General features: G+C 64.4%; 12 protein-coding genes. 7 read left to right on the forward strand and 5 right to left on the reverse strand.

What is annotated here, in order from left to right:
• Positions 1-25: 25 nt before the first annotated feature.
• Positions 26-1,462 carry a phytoene desaturase family protein gene (locus tag GNK13_RS04010; protein ID WP_164101155.1) on the reverse strand — a complete coding sequence of 479 codons (1,437 nt, stop codon included), beginning with the start codon at positions 1,460-1,462 and terminating at the stop codon, positions 26-28.
• A gap of 278 nt (positions 1,463-1,740) precedes the next feature.
• On the opposite strand from GNK13_RS04010, the gene GNK13_RS21625 reads away from it, so the two are divergent.
• Complete coding sequence (locus GNK13_RS21625; RefSeq protein WP_235934764.1) at positions 1,741-2,097, forward strand: hemin uptake protein HemP; 357 nt, start codon at positions 1,741-1,743, stop codon at positions 2,095-2,097.
• Between the two features lie 143 nt (positions 2,098-2,240).
• On the opposite strand, the gene GNK13_RS21630 is transcribed toward GNK13_RS21625, so the two are convergent.
• On the reverse strand, positions 2,241-4,955 hold the full coding sequence (locus GNK13_RS21630) for a DUF5722 domain-containing protein (RefSeq protein WP_235934765.1): 2,715 nt from the start codon (positions 4,953-4,955) through the stop codon (positions 2,241-2,243).
• A gap of 264 nt (positions 4,956-5,219) precedes the next feature.
• Here GNK13_RS21630 and GNK13_RS04025 point away from each other — a divergent pair, with 264 nt between their 5' ends.
• From GNK13_RS04025 to GNK13_RS04035, 3 genes are all read left to right on the forward strand, one after another.
• Positions 5,220-6,782: a DUF3375 family protein gene (locus tag GNK13_RS04025; RefSeq protein ID WP_164101156.1), complete on the forward strand. Its 1,563-nt coding sequence runs from the start codon at positions 5,220-5,222 to the stop codon at positions 6,780-6,782.
• Complete coding sequence (locus tag GNK13_RS04030) at positions 6,779-7,420, forward strand: DUF4194 domain-containing protein (RefSeq protein WP_164101157.1); 642 nt, start codon at positions 6,779-6,781, stop codon at positions 7,418-7,420. Before GNK13_RS04025 ends, GNK13_RS04030 begins: the two co-directional genes overlap by 4 nt.
• 92 nt (positions 7,421-7,512) lie before the next feature.
• On the forward strand, positions 7,513-10,941 hold the full coding sequence (locus tag GNK13_RS04035; RefSeq protein ID WP_164101158.1) for an ATP-binding protein: 3,429 nt from the start codon (positions 7,513-7,515) through the stop codon (positions 10,939-10,941).
• Between the two features lie 23 nt (positions 10,942-10,964).
• Here GNK13_RS04035 and rlmN read toward each other — a convergent pair whose 3' ends face one another.
• From rlmN to GNK13_RS04050, 3 genes are all read right to left on the reverse strand, one after another.
• On the reverse strand, positions 10,965-12,059 hold the full coding sequence (gene rlmN, locus GNK13_RS04040) for a 23S rRNA (adenine(2503)-C(2))-methyltransferase RlmN (protein ID WP_235934766.1): 1,095 nt from the start codon (positions 12,057-12,059) through the stop codon (positions 10,965-10,967).
• A 311-nt stretch (positions 12,060-12,370) separates the two neighbouring features.
• Complete coding sequence (locus tag GNK13_RS04045) at positions 12,371-12,904, reverse strand: DUF1269 domain-containing protein (RefSeq protein WP_164101160.1); 534 nt, start codon at positions 12,902-12,904, stop codon at positions 12,371-12,373.
• Positions 12,905-13,124: 220 nt separating this feature from the next.
• Positions 13,125-14,684, reverse strand: coding sequence for a bifunctional GNAT family N-acetyltransferase/carbon-nitrogen hydrolase family protein (locus GNK13_RS04050; RefSeq protein WP_164101161.1), 1,560 nt, complete (start codon positions 14,682-14,684; stop codon positions 13,125-13,127).
• Positions 14,685-14,981: 297 nt separating this feature from the next.
• Between GNK13_RS04050 and GNK13_RS04055 the strand changes: the two genes are divergently transcribed.
• From GNK13_RS04055 to rplC, 3 genes are all read left to right on the forward strand, one after another.
• Positions 14,982-16,184 carry an RICIN domain-containing protein gene (locus GNK13_RS04055; RefSeq protein ID WP_164101162.1) on the forward strand — a complete coding sequence of 401 codons (1,203 nt, stop codon included), beginning with the start codon at positions 14,982-14,984 and terminating at the stop codon, positions 16,182-16,184.
• A 457-nt stretch (positions 16,185-16,641) separates the two neighbouring features.
• A complete protein-coding gene (rpsJ, locus tag GNK13_RS04060) occupies positions 16,642-16,968 on the forward strand; it encodes a 30S ribosomal protein S10 (RefSeq protein WP_164101163.1) in 327 nt (108 codons plus the stop codon).
• Positions 16,969-17,311: 343 nt separating this feature from the next.
• On the forward strand, positions 17,312-17,965 hold the full coding sequence (gene rplC / locus GNK13_RS04065; protein ID WP_261345388.1) for a 50S ribosomal protein L3: 654 nt from the start codon (positions 17,312-17,314) through the stop codon (positions 17,963-17,965).
• The last annotated feature ends 48 nt before the right edge of the window (positions 17,966-18,013 follow it).

Raw genomic sequence — 18,013 nt, forward strand, 5'->3', positions numbered from 1 at the left:
GGACTCAGGACTCAGGACCCAGGACTCAGTTGCTGCGGGTGGCCGCTTTCATCAGCTGTTGGTCGACTTCATTGGCCACGATCACACCGTAATTGATCGCGCCGAGCCAGCCGCTCATGATGATCCCGACGCTCCCGGCGTGATACAGGCCATCGATTTGCTGGGGCAGAGCGCGGCTCACTCCGAGCCCCTCGAACTTGGTTCCAAAGCTCGCGCCCATTTGGTGCATCGTGTAGTGCTGGAAAGTCCGCGGCGTGGCGGCTTCGACGCGCTCGACTTTGTCGCGGATTCCCGGCACGAAGCGGTCGAGGGCGTCGAGGGTGGTCTCGATCAGATCCTGTTTGCTCGCTTCGTACTCGGCGTCGCCGAGCCCGGCCCAGTCCGACCAATTCGCGTTGGTGCTGCTGACGATCGCGTGCCGGCGATGCTTCGCTTCGGGACGCGTCCGCGGGTAATAGAATGAGAAGGTGCGGCTGGTGATGTCGCGGCTGAGCAGCAGATCGGTGCGGAACTCCTCGGCGGTGCTGGTGAACAGTAGATCGCCGCAGGCTTCATCGATCTCCACCTCCGGCTTCATCGCCATGTAGACCTGCGTGCTGCTGTTGTTCAGCCGCACCTCCCGGGCCTGGTCGACGAAGTTCCGATCAAAGTGCTCCTCGCCGACCATCTGGAAGATCGTGGAGCGGAGATTCGAGTTGCTGATCACGCACCCGGTCTCGATCCGCCGCCCAGCCACCTCGACCGCTTCGACGCGCCCGCGACGCACCTCAATTTTGTCGACCGCACAGTTGATGCGGATGTCGACGTTGTTCGAGAGCAGCTCGGATCGCATCTTCTCGATCAGATCCTCGGTCCCGCCCTCGTAGATGAAGACCCCTTTGCTCATGAAGTTGCTGAATACGATCCCGTAGGTGATCGCCGGGTCTTCGAGCGTCGAACCATTGGCGTAGGTGATCGGTTCCATCAGCAGCCGCACGATGTCGCTGCGGCCCGGAAAGAATCGCTCAAAAAGCTCGCCCGTCGTGGTCGACTGGTCGTCGTAGAAATTCATTCCCCGCGCGGTGTCGAAGAACGCTTCGACCGTCGCCGGTTCGACGCCGAACCGCTCGACGAGCAGGCGGGTGAAGTCGGTGCGGTTGAAGGTCGTCGAGAGCGAGAACATCGGGTTCTCGAAGCGAATGTTCTTGAGCTGCACGATCCGGTCGGCGATCTCGCTCGACCAGTACCGGCGGCAGCTTTTGATCATCCCGTGCGGGAACCCGTGCAGCGAGATGTCGAACACGTGGCTCCCCGGGCGGCGGAACCACGTCGCCAGTCCCCCAAGCTTGTAGTGCTGTTCGAGCAGCAGCACGCTGTGCCCGGCGCGCCCCAGAATATTGGCGGCGGTCAGCCCCGCCAAACCGCTCCCGATGACGACGACATCGTAGCGGGAACGAGCATCTTTCAAAAAATCGCGGGGCATGGGCACTCAGCAAACGGCAGGTCGAGCAAACGATGATTCGAAGCCAACAGGCACCCCGGATGATGACGCGGATCGCCCGCAAGCGCAACCCCCCGAGTCGAGCTGCGGTCGCGGTGCCGATCGACGGCAGCGGCGAGCCCCCCACCTCTCCCACAACCCGGCTTGATACTGAGTCTCAATATTGCACCGATCGCCTTCTTCGGCGAGAATCGAGCGCCACCGCGGCTCGGTCCGAGCAGCGGTGACGGCCTTTTGCTCGCTCGCCCCCGACTCCCGGGATGACTCCCTTGCCCACCGACGACGAGAATCGCACCGCCGAATCCCGCTCCTCCTCTGCGCCCCACGCCTCCTCAGCGCCCCACGCCTCCTCAGCGCCCCGCACCCCCTCGGCGCCCGCCTTCCCCGCTGCGCCCGCCTTGCCCGCTGCGGCCCCATCGGGCACCGAACCATCGCGAGACGGTTTGCACGAAGCGGGCGAGGCGATCGACGCCGCACCGCTGCCAGCGACCGCGTTCCCCAAAGTCGTCGCGTTCTCCGCCCTGGCCCGCTGCGGCGACGAAGTCTGGATCGAGAACGGCGGCCAGATCTATCGCCTCCGCCGCACCCGCCAAGGCAAACTGATCCTCACCAAGTAGCGCTAGCCTCGGGCCCCTTGAGCCGCAGGCGCTAGCCGCGGGCCCCTTGAGCCGCAGGCGCTAGCCTCGGGCCTCGCAGCCCCGAAATTTTCGCTGTAGCACCCGCGGCTAGCGCCGTCGGCTCAAAAATCGGTCGCGGGCTGCTAGAGCTCCTTGAGTCGAATGTTGCGGTAAGACGCTTCGGCGGGAGGGCCGCCGTGAATTTGCAGTGCGATCACGCCGCGGCGGGCGATCGCTTCATCCGCTTCGCGATAATCGACCGTCTGCCGATCGTTCAGCCAGATCTGGATCCGCGGGCCCTCGCAGCGAATCCGCAGCCGGTTCCAGTCGTCCTTTCGCAAGATGTCGCGAACCACTTCCGGGTCTGCCTCGACGAGCATCTTCCGCCGCCGCGATTCGTCGTACAGCGACCCCCAAACCGGTCGCCCGCCGGCCGAGCCCATGTCGGCTTGATAGCCCGAGACTTCGTGGCTGCCCGCGATCCGCTCGGTTCGAAACTGGACTCCCGCGTTCTCGCCGGGTCCCACCAGCTTGACTTCCAGCCGCAGCTCGAAGTCCTCAAAGCTCTCGTCGGTGCACAGGAAGACGTTGTGCGGGATCGGCTTTTCGAGCGAGCCGGCGACGATCGCTTGCTCTTCCACGCGAAACCACGCTGGGTCGCCGTTCCAGCCGCTGAGCGAGCTGCCATCGAACAGCGGCTTGAACGTGTAAACCTCCTCGAGTCGCTCCCGCCACTTGGCTTCTTCGCTCGTACCGATCGCCCGATAAACTTCCCAGCCGAGCTTCTTGCCGCCGGCCGGTTTCCCGCGGCTACCAAGTTTCCGCAGCCCCAACAGCAGCCCTCCTTCTCCCGCTGCGTCCACCCAGCGGTGGTAGTCGTACGCCAGCACCGTGTCGATCGAGCGCAGCCGGTCCCACGTATAGAGCAAGGCAGCGGCCTGCTCGCGCTGGGTCTGCTCGCTGTAGCCCTCCTCGGTGTGGTATCCCTGCTCGCTCAGCAGAACTGGGCGCACCCGGCCTTCGGCGTCGCGATTCTCGGGCAGCTTCACGAACCGATCGAGGACCTGGATGTTCTTCATCGTGATCAGCGGCGTGTCGAAATCGTCCTGGATCTGCGTGTCCTCCCACGTCCGCGAGTCCCAGAGACTCTCGGGGTAGGGATGGTAGGCGATGCCCCAGCCAAAATCCCCCTCCGCTGCAGTGAACTGGGCCAGCCGCCGCAGCATCTCGCGGGGCGGATACGTCTTCCACTGCTCGTCGCGCGGCACGTTCCAGCGGTGCGTCAGCGAGATGAAAACTTTGGCGTGCGGATTGAAGCGGCGGGCCTGTAGATAAGTCATCCGCATCGACCGCACGTAGGTCCCCAAAAAAACCTCCAGCGGTTGCTTGCCCATGTTCGTCCAGGTCCAGCCGTAGTCGACTTCGTTGTGGATGATCCAGTGATCGACGCGGCCTACCGAGCGTTGACCCCCACTCGCAGTCGGGCGGCCCGAATATCGCTCGGCCAACAAAGCCAGCACCGCTTCGTACTTGTCGGCCGCCTGCGGGTCGTCCAGGTTCGGCATCGCGTAGACCCCCGCGCGATTCGCTTCGGGGTGGAGCAAGATGTCCGCATCGCGGGTCGGCAGCAGCAGAATCAGAGCGACCGTGATCCCGTGCTCGGTAGCGAAGGCGATCGAGCGGTCGGCGTGAGCGAGCTGCCGGGAGTTGACTCGCCAGGTGCGACCGTTGTGGATGAAGGTCTCACCGCTACCGCCGGCCGCATCTCGGGCCTCTTCGCCCGGGGAGGGGAATTCGCTGAGCAATTTGCTGAGGACGATGTTGACGGTGATGTGCCGGACCCCCAACTCGTTCAGCTCTTCGAGCCCGAACACGGGCGAGACGCCTCCCAGCCCTTTGGCGTTCTCGAGCCGCGGTGGGGGAGGCAGCTCGGGCGCTCCGAGCCGGCTCAGGTCGGTCGCATAGCAAGCGTGGCTGAGCGGCTCAAAAATTTCAGCCACTTCGGTCGCCGCCACGATCTGCCAGCGGCTGCCGAGCCGATCGCGGCCGGCCTCCTCGCGGGGCAACTCGATTTCAAAACGGCCTTCGGCGTCGCAGTTCTCCTCGCCGAGCCGCACGACGACGTGCCGCGGCCCGGGGCGGACGGCGTCGGCATGCCAGGGGAGTTCGGCCAAGGCGACCCGCGTCTCACCCTCGGGGGACTGGCCCCTCTCGGGGCATTGGCCATGGATGCGGATCGTGGTTGCCTCGACGGCGACGGCTGAAATCGAACCGGGAAAGTCGGCCTCGAGATAGGCTGCGATCTGGTCGGCGTGCTGCTGCTTTTGAAGCCGCTCCTGAGCTTGCTCCTCCTCGCTCCGCAGTTCCTCTGCCGAGCGAGGGCGGAGCGCCAGCTGCCGGACCCGCAGATTCACTCCCTCGACGATCCCGAAATCGATCCGCAGCCGCCGCGGTTTTCCCTCCTCCCAAAACCGGTTCCCTTCCACCGACAAAGGCAGCCCCGCCTCGCTCCAGCCCTCGGCCGGACGAAGTCCCTCGATGTCGATCGGCGGGGTCCATCCCTTGTCGGCGGCAAGGCGGATTTCCATCCCCACGACGCCCTGGGGGGAGAAGTATTCGAAGGCGAGGACCGGGGTTTGCGCGGCTGCGGCGAGCTCCGGCAGGGGAATTTCAATGAACGGATCCCCCCCGGTCGTGCGTAGTTCCCATTGCCCCTGGTCACGTTGCTCGATCTCCAGGTAGTTGGTCACAGCCCCCTCGAGCGACAACGGGACGCGAGCTTCGTCGGCCGTCGCGGCGAGCGGCAGTGTTCCAAGAGTCAGGACCAGGGCGAGGAAACCCACCATGTACTTGCGCATTGATGTTCACTCGAAAGGAAGGTTCTGGATTCAGGGCACGAGCTCCTACGCGTACTCCTACTCGAGCCGACGCACCGACGGTAAGCGTGGGACGCGAGTACGAGTACGAGTACCGCTTCGCTGAGTACGAGTACGAGTCATGCACCCACTCGCCACTCGCCTCCGTCTATGGTGAATAGCGGGGCTCCTGCCTGTTTTGAAGGTTTTCAACGTTTGCGCGCAGCTCCCATCCTATCCTCATCGACCTCCGCTCGGGCCACAGGCATGCAGCTGGAACGACTCGTCGAGTACTTTGAGAAAAGCCCGGCGATCCGTCTGTTCCGGTCCCCCCAGGCGCCCTACGTGATCGATTTTTTGCACCAGCGGTTCAAAGCCTCGAACTCGATCGTCGCGGTTCATTCGGAGCTGGTGGCCGAGCTGGCGGCGTATCAGGAGGAGCTGCACCAGAGGGACGTCGACGAGCCCCGCGATCGGGCTCATCGCGAACGAGCTCTTCGCGATCGGCCCGAGACCTACCTGACCGCTTGGTCGACCGGGCCGACGCGGTGGCTGCGACGGTTCCTCGAGGCGGGGCAGAGCGAGGCGAGTTACGAGCTGACGCCCGAAAGCGAAGCGGTGCTCAAGTTCCTCGGCGAGGTGCTCGACCGCGAACGGCTGGGGTTCGTGGGGACCGAATCGCGGCTGCGGCGAATCATCCAGACGCTCTCCGATCTCGTCGTCCGCGGCTCGGATGATCGCGAGCGACGGCTCGAATATCTTCGCAGCGAGCGAGAGCGGATCGACTCGGAGATCCGCAGCATCGAGACCGACGGCGTGGTGGCGACCTACAGCCCGACGGCGATCCGCGAGCGGTTCGCCGAAGCGGTCCAGGATCTTTCGCAATTGCAGGGCGACTTTCGCGCGGTCGAGGAATCGTTCAAACGACTCACCCGCGACGTCCAAAAACGCCAAAGCGATGCCGAGCGGACGCGGGGCGAGATCCTCGGCTACGCGCTCGACGCCGAGGAAGAGTTGCGGGCCGAGGACCAGGGAGTCAGCTTCGACGAGTTCGTGCGGTTGGTGCTCTCGCCGAAGAAGCAAGAGGAGCTGGAACGAGTGATCGCCGAACTCGCCGAGCTCTCGGAGCTGGCCGACCAGGACGAAGGGCTGCGGCGGATCCGCGGGATGATCCCTTCGCTGTTGGCCGAAGCTCAAAAAGTTCTGCGGACGACCCAGCGGCTGAGCGTCACCCTGCGACGCTTGCTCGACTCCCGAACGGTCGCCGGGCGGAAGCGATTGGGGGAAGTGCTGGGAGAGATTCGCACCCTGGCCACGCGAATGGCCGAGGCCCCGCCGCGGGATGCCGTGAGCCTCGCGATCGAAAGCGAGCTGCGACTGGGGAACGTCGCCGAACGTGGGTTCTGGACTCCGCCGGTCGAGTTCCACGCTCCGGAGCTGGCCGACCATGCGCCCGACGAGGACGAACGGTTTGCCGCCTTTCGCCAACTGGCTGGAATGCGACGGCTGGACTGGACGGGGATGCGACGCAGCCTCTCGCGACTGCTTGCCGATCGCGCAAGCGCCTCGCTTGGCGAATTGCTCGACGCCCATCCGCCGCAGGGCGTCATCGAAGTCCTCGGCTACATGCAAATCGCCCACGAAGACGGGCACCGCGTCGACCCGCAACACACCGAGACGATTCGCATCCCCCGCCCTGCCACGAGCGACCACGAGCCGCCATGGCTGGCGATCGATGTGCCGCGAGTCACGTTCTTGGCCACCGCGGCCCGCAAGCGAGCTCGCGCTGCCGCCGACCGAGAGAACCGCAACGAAGGAGCCTCGCAGTGATCGATCTGGGTCCCGATGATTCGCTCCCCGGCTATCGCCCGTGGAGCCTCCCGGCCGTGCACCTGTTGCGCGGGGTGCTGTATGCCGACGAGCTGCCGGCGTGGGAGATTCTGCTTTCGCATGCTTCGGAGCTGGCCGACTATTTCGCTCGCGTGGGTTTGATCCTGGTCGTCGACGAAGCGGACGGCTTGGCCTACCTCCGCCAGATGCAGGAAGACGAACAGCGGGAGGGTTACGAACAGCTCCCACGCTTGTTTCGCCGCACGAGCCTCGGTTATGAGCCGACGCTGCTGTGCGTTTTGCTCCGCGATGAGTTCCGCCGGTTTGAGGACGAGGACCTCGACAACGAACGCTGCGTGGTCGAGACCGAAGCGCTGTTCGACGCTTGGAGGACCTTTTTTCCGGCCACCGAGGACGAGCTGCGGTTGCGGAAGTCGCTCGCGTCGGCGGTTCGCAAGCTCGAAGCCCTCAAATTCGTTCGCCGCTTCGCTAGCGAGCCCGAGTCGTGGGAGGTGCGGCGGATTCTCAAAGCCCGCCTGCCGATCGCCGAGCTGGAGAATTTAAAAGCGCAGCTGATCGCCGCGGCCGAAGCCGCGCCACACTCACCCTCCCCCCGGGAGGGCGGCGCAACCCCGTAGTTAACAGAGTCGAGCAGCGGAAGACGTCGGGGTCGCGAGGCCCGAAGCTAGCGCCTGCGGCTCAGAAGAATAGAATACGGAAGGAGCGAAGCATGATCGATAGCCTCTTCGAGCTGCGTCCAGAGCGGCCTGGTTACCGGCTGCAGCGTCTGGAGCTGTACAACTGGGGAACGTTCGACAGCACCGACGGGCGGGTCTATACGATCGAGCCCCATGGTCGCACCGCGCTGTTGGTCGGGCAAAACGGTTCGGGAAAATCAACGCTGGTCGACGCGGTGCTGACGCTGTTGGTGCCTGCGGCGATCCGCAACTACAACGTCGCCGCCGGCGCCAAGAAGACCGAGCGGAGCGAGAGAAGCTACATCCGCGGCGCCTGCGGTCAGGGGAGTGACGATGGTCAGGCCGCTGTCACGCGGTACCTGCGGCCCGGAGGCAAACACTACTCGGCTTTGCTGGCCGTGTTCGGCGACGAGCAGCTCGGCGAATCGTTTTCGCTCCTCCAAGTGCTGTACCTGAAGGCCGACGACAGCGTCGAAAAACTCTTCGCGATGGCCGATGGCTCGCGGCGACTGGCCGACGACCTGCTGGGGATCGAGCGGGCCGAACAGGTCCGCGTGCGGCTGCAATCGAATGGCTACCGAACGAGCAAAAAATTCAGCGAGTACCACAGCTGGTTCGCCCGCCACACGCACGTCCGCGGCAAAGCGATGGACATGTTCAACCAGACCGTGGCGGTCAAGGATATTCAGAGCCTGAATCGATTCATCCGCGACCACATGCTCGAGGCTCGCGACTGGCGCGACAAAGTCCAAAAACTGCTGGGGCACTTTAGCGACCTGAGCACGGCTCACCGCGAACTGGTCCGCGTCCGCGGCCAGCAGGAACTACTCGAGCCAATCGAGCAACTCGCGGCCAAGTATCGCAAGCAGGCATCTCGGCTCGAGCGGGCCGAGCGCGAGCAAGCGGCGATCAACGCCTACTTCCGCGTGCAAACGATCCGCCTGCTCGAACCGGAAAACGAGCGTTGTCGGCGGGAGTGGGAGGAAGCGACTGCCGCCAAGACGCAGCTCGCCGCGCGATTGAGCAGCGTTCGCGAGGACTGCCGGCAACTCCGCAACGAGATCGAGCAAGCCGGTAGCCAGCGGCTGCGGACGATTCCATTGTGGATCGACCGGGAGCAGGTGGCGGCGGAAGCCAAGCAAAAAGAGCACGACCGCTACCACGCGGCGCTGCGGCTGGCTGGAATCCCGGAGTCTGTCGATACGCCTTCGCAGTTCTCCGCAACCCGCGGAGCCCTCGCCGCGATTGTCCGCCAAAGCGAAGCTCGCGCCGCGGCGGTCAACGAAGAGTACGAGTCGTTGCTCGGCGAACGCGATCGGCTGCGCGGCCAGCGGCGAGCGGATGCCGACGAGCTCGAACAGCTCGCGCGGCGGCGGTCGAATCTGCCGGGCAACTTGGCGACGCTGCGAAGCCGGCTCTGCGAGGACCTGGGGCTGAGCGAAAAGGAGCTTCCGTTTGCCGCCGAGCTGATCGCAGTACTTCCCGAGGAGCGTGCTTGGGAGGCCTCGATCGAGATGGTCCTGCGGCCGTTCGCTCTCAGCCTCCTGGTCCCCGAGCCCTTGTACCAGCGAGTCAGCAAGCATGTCGAACAGAACCGTTTGGTCGACGCTCAGGGGACTGGTCAGCGGCTGGTCTATTTGAAAGTCGCGGGTTTACCCGAGGAGCCGAGCAAGCAGGATCGGTTCCACCCCCAATCGCTGCTCCGCAAGCTGCAGTTTCGCAGCGGACATCCACTGACGCCGTGGGTCCGCGGCGTGCTCGGGCGGCGATTCGATTACCAGTGCTGCGTTTCAATGGAGGAGTTCGCCGCAGCTCGGCGATTTGCGCTGACCGCGAATCGACACGTGAAGACTGGGGGCGAGCGGCATGAGAAGGACGATCGACCGCGGGCTTCGGCGTCGCGGTATTTCGTGCTCGGCTGGGACAACCGCGAGAAACGCCGCAGCCTGAGCGAAGCAATCGCCGCTCTGGATCGCGAGCTGCAAACGCTCGCCGAGCGACTCAGCGACTTGGCGGACGAACGCCAACACCAGCAAGATGTCCTCCACGCCAGCCGCACGGCGCTCTCGATCGAGCAATTTGAGGAGATCGACGCGGGACGACACCGTCGCGAGATCGAAGCCCTCGAGCGGGAACGCGCGGAGCTGGAAGCGTCCAACGACACGATCCAAACGCTCCGCGGCCGGCTGCAAGCGGCAGAGCTGGAGGGAGTGCGGCTCGAGCAACAACGGGACGAGGCGGTGGCTCGCGAGCGGGAGCTGCAGCGTGAAATCGAACAGGGCGAAAAGGTTTTGGAGCAGGCTCGCAGTCGCCTCGAAACGTTTCGCCGCGAGCAGTCGTTGCGGCATTACGAGGCCGTCTTTCCCGATCTCGACAAGCGGCTGACGCGTTCCGCGTTGACCGTTGAGAATCTGTTCGCGAAAGAAGTTGAATGGAAGGACGCGAGCGTGGCGGAGATTGCTCGGCTCCGCGGCAAGCTCGATCCGCTGACCGAACGGCTGCTCCGCGCGATGGGGCAATTCCTGCGGGAGTTCAAGGCCGAACGGGACGATCTGCAGGCCGAAGTCGGTGCGATCGACGATTTCCTCGGACTGCTCGAGCAGATTCGCCGCGAGGACCTGCCAAAACACGAGCAGCGTTTCAAGGACCGGCTGAACGACAAAGTCACCCAAGAGGTCGCTCTGTTTCATGCCGCTCTGCAGGACGAGTGCAAGCAGATCGAAGAGAAAATTCGGCAGCTCAACGTGGCCCTCGGGAGCCTAGCGTATCGGCCGGGGACTTTCATGCGGCTCGAGCCACGGCAAGTCAACGATCGGGAGATTCGCGACTTCCGCCGCGCCCTCCGCGAATGCCTCGACGGTGCGTTCGAAGGTTCGGCCGAAGCGGACGAGGACCGGTTCGTGCGGATCGAGCGGCTCGTCCAACGGCTGGGAGACCAAGAGAACACGCGGTGGCGCGACAAAGTCATCGACGTCCGCCGCTGGTACGATTTCGCCGCTCGGGAGATCGAAGCCGAGAACGGGGAAACTCGCAGCTTCTACGAAGACAGCGCTGGCCAGTCGGGAGGCGAAAAAGCCAAGCTGGCGTTCACGATTCTGGTCGCCGCGATCGCCTACCAGTACGACCTCGATCCCACCGGCCGGATCGCCGGACGGTTCCAGTTCGTCGTCGTCGACGAGATGTTTTCCAAGGTCGACGACCGCTACGCCGAATACGCGCTGCGGCTCTTCGAGCAATTCGGATTGCAACTGATGATCGTCGCTCCGCTCGATGCCAAAGCCCGCGTCACCGAACCCTTCGTCCACTCCTTCTTGCACGTCGTCAAAGACGAGCGAACCAACCGCTCGCAAATCTACAGCATGACAGCGCAAGAGTACGAGCAAGTCCTGCAAGGCTTCGACGACCTCCCCCAGCCCAAGCTCTCAGCAGAAAATCGCGGCAGACCGAGAACGGCCAAGTAGCATTTTCCAGAGCCGCCTCCAGTTCACTCTCCCGCTTGCGGGAGGGTCGGGCTCTTAGGCCCGGGGAGGGCCCCTCCTCGCGGATGCCTCTCCAGCCGACGGACCAACTGACCGCAGGCGGCTTCGATGTCTTGCCCGAGCGAGTACCGCATCGTGGTTTTGATTCCGGCTGCTTTGAGCCGCGCGGCAAACGCCTCCCGCCGTGGTCGATCGCTCGCGGTCAGCTCGGGAGCTCCATCGATTGCGTTGAACGGGATCAGGTTCACATGCACGTCGAGCCCCTCGATCCAGGCCATCAACTGTCGCGCGTCTTCGTCCCCATCGTTCACGTCGGCCAGCATCAAGTATTCGATCATTACGCTTTTCTGCTGAATCCGGTTGACCTCCGCGACCGCTTCCCGCAGCGCATCGAGCGGATACCGTTTGGCCAGCGGAATCAGCTGCTCGCGAACTTCCTGTCGAGCACTGTGCAGGCTGAGCGCGAGGTTGATTTTGGGAAACCGCTCCGCAAACCGGACCATCGCCTCGGGGATTCCCACGGTCGAGACAAGAATTTTCGTGGGCGCGTGGTTGAAAAACTCGGGAGAGGTCAGCGTCTCAAGCGCCGGATAGAGATTTTCCTCGTTGTGGAAAGGCTCGCCCATCCCCATGAACACGATGTTCCGCAGCGAGCGGTCTTCCTCCCGCAGGATCTGCCCGGCCCGCAGGATCTGGTCGAGGATCTCGGCGACCGAGAGCGGGCGGGCGACGCCCATCTTGCCGGTGGCACAAAATCGGCACGCCGCCGCACAGCCGACTTGGCAGGAGATGCAGAGCGTCGTGCGGCCCGTGGCAATGCGGAGGATCACCGCTTCGACGAGCATCCCCGCCGAAGTCCGTAACAGCAGTTTGGTAGCACCATCGACGCCGGAATCAAACCGCCCGTGCTCGGCCAAGGCGTGCACGGCGAGCCGATCGGCGGGAAAATCGACCAGTGCCTCCTCCGCCGGCAGGAATCGCTTCAGCAGCGATGTCCGCCAGCGTCGCACGCGCTGGGGATCGAGACGCAGTTCTCGTCGCAGGAGCTCGACGCCAGACGAATCGTAGATGCTGATCGGCTCGGAGACGACACTCGGCACGGGCGGATTGGGGAGGAAGGGAAGAGAGACAGAAGCCGCCGAGAAATTGTAAGTGCAGCCCCAGCAGCGTCCACTCCTGATCGACCGCATCCGCCCTTGAGCCGTAGGCGCTAGCCTCGGGCCTCCTTCGCTCCGCAACATGAGAAAACGTTGCGTTGCAGTGGCGTTTAAATCCAAGCTCGAGCCAGCCGGGCAGCGTGACGGAACCCGCGGCTAGCGCCGTCGGCTCACCCGCGGCTAGCGCCGTCGGCTCACCCGCGGCTAGCGCCGTCGGCTCACCCGCGGCTAGCGCCGTCGGCTCACAAGGCGGTTCAATCGGCCGTGGGTTTGCTGAAGGAAAAGCGTTCGAGGTTGACGACGTTGGTCGTCTTCAGACCGTGCTCGGCCTGCGAGACGCGGTCGGGCTCATCGGTGACGATCACCAGCACCGAACCGGCTTCCACCCGTTGCTGGTACGTCCGCCGCGATTCTTCGTTGACGCCCCAGCGACCGGCTCCCCCGAGGGCAGCTCCGGCCACGGCCCCGACCGCCATCCCGGCGAGGGGACCGGCGATGAACAGCGGTCCGACCATCGTGCTCGCCGCGATCGGGGCGGCTACCACTCCGCCGAGCAGCGTTCCGAGCCCTGCTCCTTTGCCCGAAGAGTGCGCCGCTTCCACCTGGTGGTCATAGCGACCGAGTTGCTGCACCGCTTCGTCCCCCATCACTTCGCCCGCCTCGCGAGCCACGACCGAAGCCGACGCGGTAGTAAAGTCGTAGGTGTCGAGGACTTCGAGCCCGATCCGAGCATCTTCCCGCGTCTGGAACTCCGCGATCAAGCATTCCCTTTTCGTGTCCGCTTCCATCGTTCTGCTTCTTCTGTAAGGGGCTCTGGTTCGGCTGCCCCCGTTCCATCAGCCGCCACGCGCTAGCGTCCGGTTTCCCCGGAACTCGACGAACCGGACGCTAGCGCGTTTCGGCTGATGGAATGCACGCGAATGCAAGGTCGCAGCCAAGGGTTGGAAAGCGACGCGACTGAAACGCAACGCCCGTGCCAACGACTCCTCTCGCCGCCCCCATCCCGGCTCAGATCTCGTTCCACTGATCTCCTCGGCGGTACCGCAGCCGGTAGAAATCGGTGCGGCGGTCCCGCCAGTTCTGCACGCTGCCGGTTTCACGGTGGCGACGGAGCAGTTCGAGGTCGACGTCCTGGATGATCACGGTCTCGATATTGGGGTTGGCTTCACCGCTGATCCCGTCGCGGGCGAACATCACATCGGACGGGGTCAGGATCGCCGTCTGGGCATAGTGCACGTCGGCATTCTCGACGAAGGGCAGATTGCCTGTGCAGCCGGCGATCGCGCAGTAAACGTGGTTCTCCACGCACCGAGCCGCCGCGCAGCTCCGCACCCGCAGGTAGGCGGCCCGCGAGTCGGTGTTGTAGGGGACGAAGATCAGGTTTGCCCCTTGTGCCGCGGCCATCCGCCCAAGCTCGGGGAACTCGACGTCGTAGCACACCTGGATCGAGATCGGTCCGCAATCGGTTTCAAAAATCTCAAACGTGTCTCCGCCGGTCACGCCCCACCAGCGACGCTCCGACGGGGTGATGTGAAGCTTCGACTGCCGCCCGATCGTCCCGTCGCGACCGAAGAAAAAGCTGACGTTGTAGAGGGCATCGTCTTCAACGACGAACTGCGAGCCGCCGATGATGTTCGTGTCATATTTGACCGCCATCTCGGTGAAGAACTCGAGATACTGCGGGGTGAAGTCGGCCAGCTTGCGAGCCGCTTGCCCCGGCCGATCGGGCTCGATGCAGGAAAGGAGCTGAGTCGTGAACAGCTCGGGGAACAGCAGAAAATCGCACTTGTAATCCCCCGCAACGTCGACAAAGTACTGCGACTGGCGGGCGAACTCGTCGAAATCCGCCACCGGCCGCATCTGATACTGCACTGCTCCGATCCGGACCGGCTCCACCGAGCGATGGAACCGCTTCCGCTTGCCGCTGCGATAATCGAGGTTCTTCCACTCGAGGAACGTGGCATAACCGCGGGACTCGTGGTCGCTCGCCAAATAGTCGGGAATCAGTCCCTGCAGTGCGAACCCGTTGGCCAGCTGGGCGGTGAGCACCGGATCGTAGAGCGATTTGTCCATCACCCGCTCGACGTACTCGCGGGCTGACATCGCGTCGGCATACTTTCCGTAGCCCGGGATTCGCCCGCCGATCATGATCCGCGCGAGATTCCGCTGGCGACACAGTTCCTTCCGCTCGTCGTACAGCCGGCGGGAGAGTCGCATCCCGCGGTACTCCGGATCGACCATGATCTCGATCCCGTACAACGTGTCGCCGTCGGGGACGTGATTCCGGATGTATCCCGAGTCGGACATCTTTTTGTAGTTATGCCACTCGGTCTGCTCGTCGTAGCGGAGAACCAAGCTGCTGCTGCTGGCGACCAACTTGCCGTCGCACTCGATCCCGATCTGCCCCTCGGGAAAATGCTTCAGCTGGCTCTCGACCTGCTCGCGACTCCACGGGTGCATATCGGGAAAACATTTCTGCTGCATCTCGACCATCGCCGGGAAGTCGTCGATCGAGAGGGGGCGGACGACGATGTTCCACTCGAATTCTTTGAGGTCGATTTCTTGCATCGGGTTGGTCGGCTGGGAGCGAGTGCTGAAGAGGGAAAGTGGGATAAAATTCGCGCGGCCGGCATAGCGACTGCATCAAAGAGCATGCCACGCCGCCAGCGAGCGCAGGCGACCTCTTCAACTTAGGGAGCACCGCGTCGTGCTGGACAGGGGCCCGGTCCAGAGGGGCCCGGTCCAGAGGGGCCCGGTCCAGAGGGGCCCGGTCTAGAGGGGCCCGGTCCAGAGGGGCCCTGTTTAAGGGCACGTTGTGCAAGGGCACGTTGTTCAAGGGCAGGTTCTCGTACAGGGCAGATCCCCATGCACTTTCACATGGCCTTGATGACGCTCGTCGGACTCTGCATCGGGCTTGGGCCCAGCAGCAGTTGGCTGACCGAGGCCCAGGGGCAACCGCCGCTGCCCGTTCCCCCGCTGCCCGTTCCCCCGCCCCCCGAAGCCGATCTGGGGCGGCCGGAGCTGGGCCTGCCGGCAGCGAGTCAAACCGAGGTGCGGGTGCTCACGACAGCCGACGCGGCGGAGCGGCGGCTCGTGCTCACGGCCAGCGGCGAAGGGGCAGTCCGCATGGGACCCGATGTTTCGAGCGAAAGTCAGTTTTGGGTGTTGGGCCCGATCGGCCGCGATCTGTATCGGCTGCAATCGCTCGTGGGGGACCGGCTGTGGTCGCTCTCGGCCCGTGGACCAGCCGGGGCTGCGGTCCTCGTCCCCACGTCGCGCGACTCCCAGCAGCTATGGCGGCTGGTCCCCTCGCTGGCGACCGACCGGGCGGTGCGACTCGAGAGCGTGGCCTATCCGGGCCGCTCGCTCGCCGGCTCGCGGGACACGCTGGTCACGCTCGAGCGGACCAGCGGCGGACCGGCCCAGGACTGGCTGCTCGAAGCCCGCGCGGTCCCTCCGCGGCTCGACCTCCCGCGGGTGCGGATGACCGAGCACGCCCTGCGACCCAAATCCGCCCTCCCCCCGGTGACGGCGACGCTGCTCAATTCCCACGACGAAGAGCTGTGGGTGGTAATTCGCGACCTCCGCGGCTTGCACCACCCGGCTGGCGGGCCCGACCTTTCCGGGACTTTTGGCCGCCCCTTGCGGATCCGCCCCGGTGCGGCCGTGGAGGTCGAACTCGAGCGAGACCCGGGAGCGACGTTGGTCGAGACTTACGAAGTCGTCTCCCCGTTCGGCGGCTTTTACCGAGAGGAGTTGGTCACCGCGCTCCCCCCGGCCCAGCTCTACGACATTGCGGTGTACGAACGTTTCCTTCAGTCGATCGCCATCGACCGCACCGGCAAGAGCCCCAATCCGATCGAAGACGTTAACTACCAACCGAAAGGCTTGGGCATCTTCCCCATCCCTCCTGGCAACCAATTCAGTGGCGGCGTCGTCGACGTTTACCGATTGGCTAAGCAAGCGAACAACCCAGGAGGCGTCCCGCACCTGGTCCCGGTCGATCCGCCCCCAAGCGAAACCAGCCGCGACCCGTTGCGCGAACTGCTCCGCGAGTTCCAGCCCTAACGTTCCCTACCATCCGCCGCTAGCCCCTGTTGCGTCCGGTTTCCGTCAAACCATCAGCCGCCACGCGCTAGCGTCCGGTTTCCGCCAAACCATCAGCCGCCACGCGCTAGCGTCCGGTTTCCGTCAAACCATCAGCCGCCACGCGCTAGCGTCCGGTTTCCGCCAAACCATCAGCCGCCACGCGCTAGCGTCCGGTTTCCGTTGAGTTCGGCAAAACCGGGGGCTAGCGCCCGGCGGCTGATGGGGAAGAGACCTCCGGCCCGCGGGACACCGCTTCCGGGAGCAGGTTCGCGAAGATTCTGTGAGAATTCTGCATGACAGCCGTTGACCATTCCTTCGGCGATCCGTAAATTCTGACGCTCCCCACCGGGGAAACCGCAGAGAGTGTGCGTACCACGAACACGCCTCCCCTGCGGTCGGTTGTTTCGCACTTACGTATGACAGCTAGGAAGTCGCCGTGTCGGCTGGCGCTAACGAAGTTATCCGCATCCGAATGGAAGCTTACGACCATTCGATCCTGGACCAGAGCGCTCAGGATATTGTCGACACCGTGAAGCGAACTCACTCGGAAGTGCACGGCCCGATTCCGCTGCCCACGCGGATCGAGCGGTACACCGTGCTCTCTGGGCCGAACATCGACAAGAAGGCTCGCCAGCAGTTCGAGATCCGCACGCACAAGCGGCTGATCGACATCGTGCAGGCGACCGCCAAGACGATCGAGGCGCTGAATAAGCTGAGTTTGCCGGCTGGCGTTGATATCAAAATCAAAGCCACGGCTCGCTGAGCTCGTAGTCGACCGAAACACACAACGGCACCCCTGCGGGGCGAACCGCAGGGCCCGCCGTCGAAGGCCTGCCAGCCGCGGCTCTCCGCGAGCAGCCGGCCTGAGAAACCACGTTCTTCTCTCTTGGCGATTGCCGCGGCGATTTGCTTGCCGCGGACTCACCTGGCCGAGAGCGAGTTCATTCGCAACCAATCCCTTTGGGTTTTATCAATTCACTGGATTTCGCCCGGATAACCACCGCGGCTCCGCTCTTTGGAGTCGCTGGCAGGATTCGGCGAAGACGCACCAGGCAGCATAAGGCATGACCGCTATGGCACCGGGTATCCTCGGCAAGAAAGTCGGGATGACGCAGGTTTATTTGGAAGACGGAACCGCTGTGCCGGTGACGGTCATTCAGGCTGGACCATGCCATGTGTTGCAGGTGCGGACCGTCGAGCGTGATGGCTACGAGGCGGTCCAGCTCGGATTCGGTGACAAGCCGCGTCGCTTGGCCGCCCGCAGCGAGCGGGGACACGTCGCCAAGCTCGACAGCAAGGGCCAGAAGAAGCGGGCCGCCGCGGGCGTCGAGCCCCTCCCCAAAGCGGACTGCGAGCCCCAGCGTTTCATCCGCGAATTCCGCGGCAGCTCGGACCTCGAAGTGGGCGCCACCGTCGGTGTCGACAGCTTCGCCGAAGTCAAGGCGGTCGACGTCGTCGGTACCAGCAAGGGCCGTGGCTACTCGGGCGTCATGAAGCGGCACAACTTCGCCGGCCAGCGAGCCACGCACGGCGTTAAGAAAGTCCACCGCCATGCTGGCGGCACCGGTGCCAGTGCCTATCCGAGCCGCGTCTTCAAGGGCCGCCGGATGGCCGGACAGTACGGCAACGCCCGGATCACGATGCGGAACCTGCAGCTGGTCAAGGTCGACACCGAAAACCACCTGATGCTGGTTCGCGGCGCCGTCCCCGGCCCCAACGGCGGCTATGTGATCGTCAGTCAAACCAACAAGGTCGGCTGAGCGGAGTCGTCGCGACTGGCCCGCCGCCCCACTCGAGCACAAATCCCA

It is taken from the genome of Candidatus Laterigemmans baculatus (genome assembly GCF_010367455.1).
Classification (GTDB): domain Bacteria; phylum Planctomycetota; class Planctomycetia; order Pirellulales; family Pirellulaceae; genus Laterigemmans; species Laterigemmans baculatus.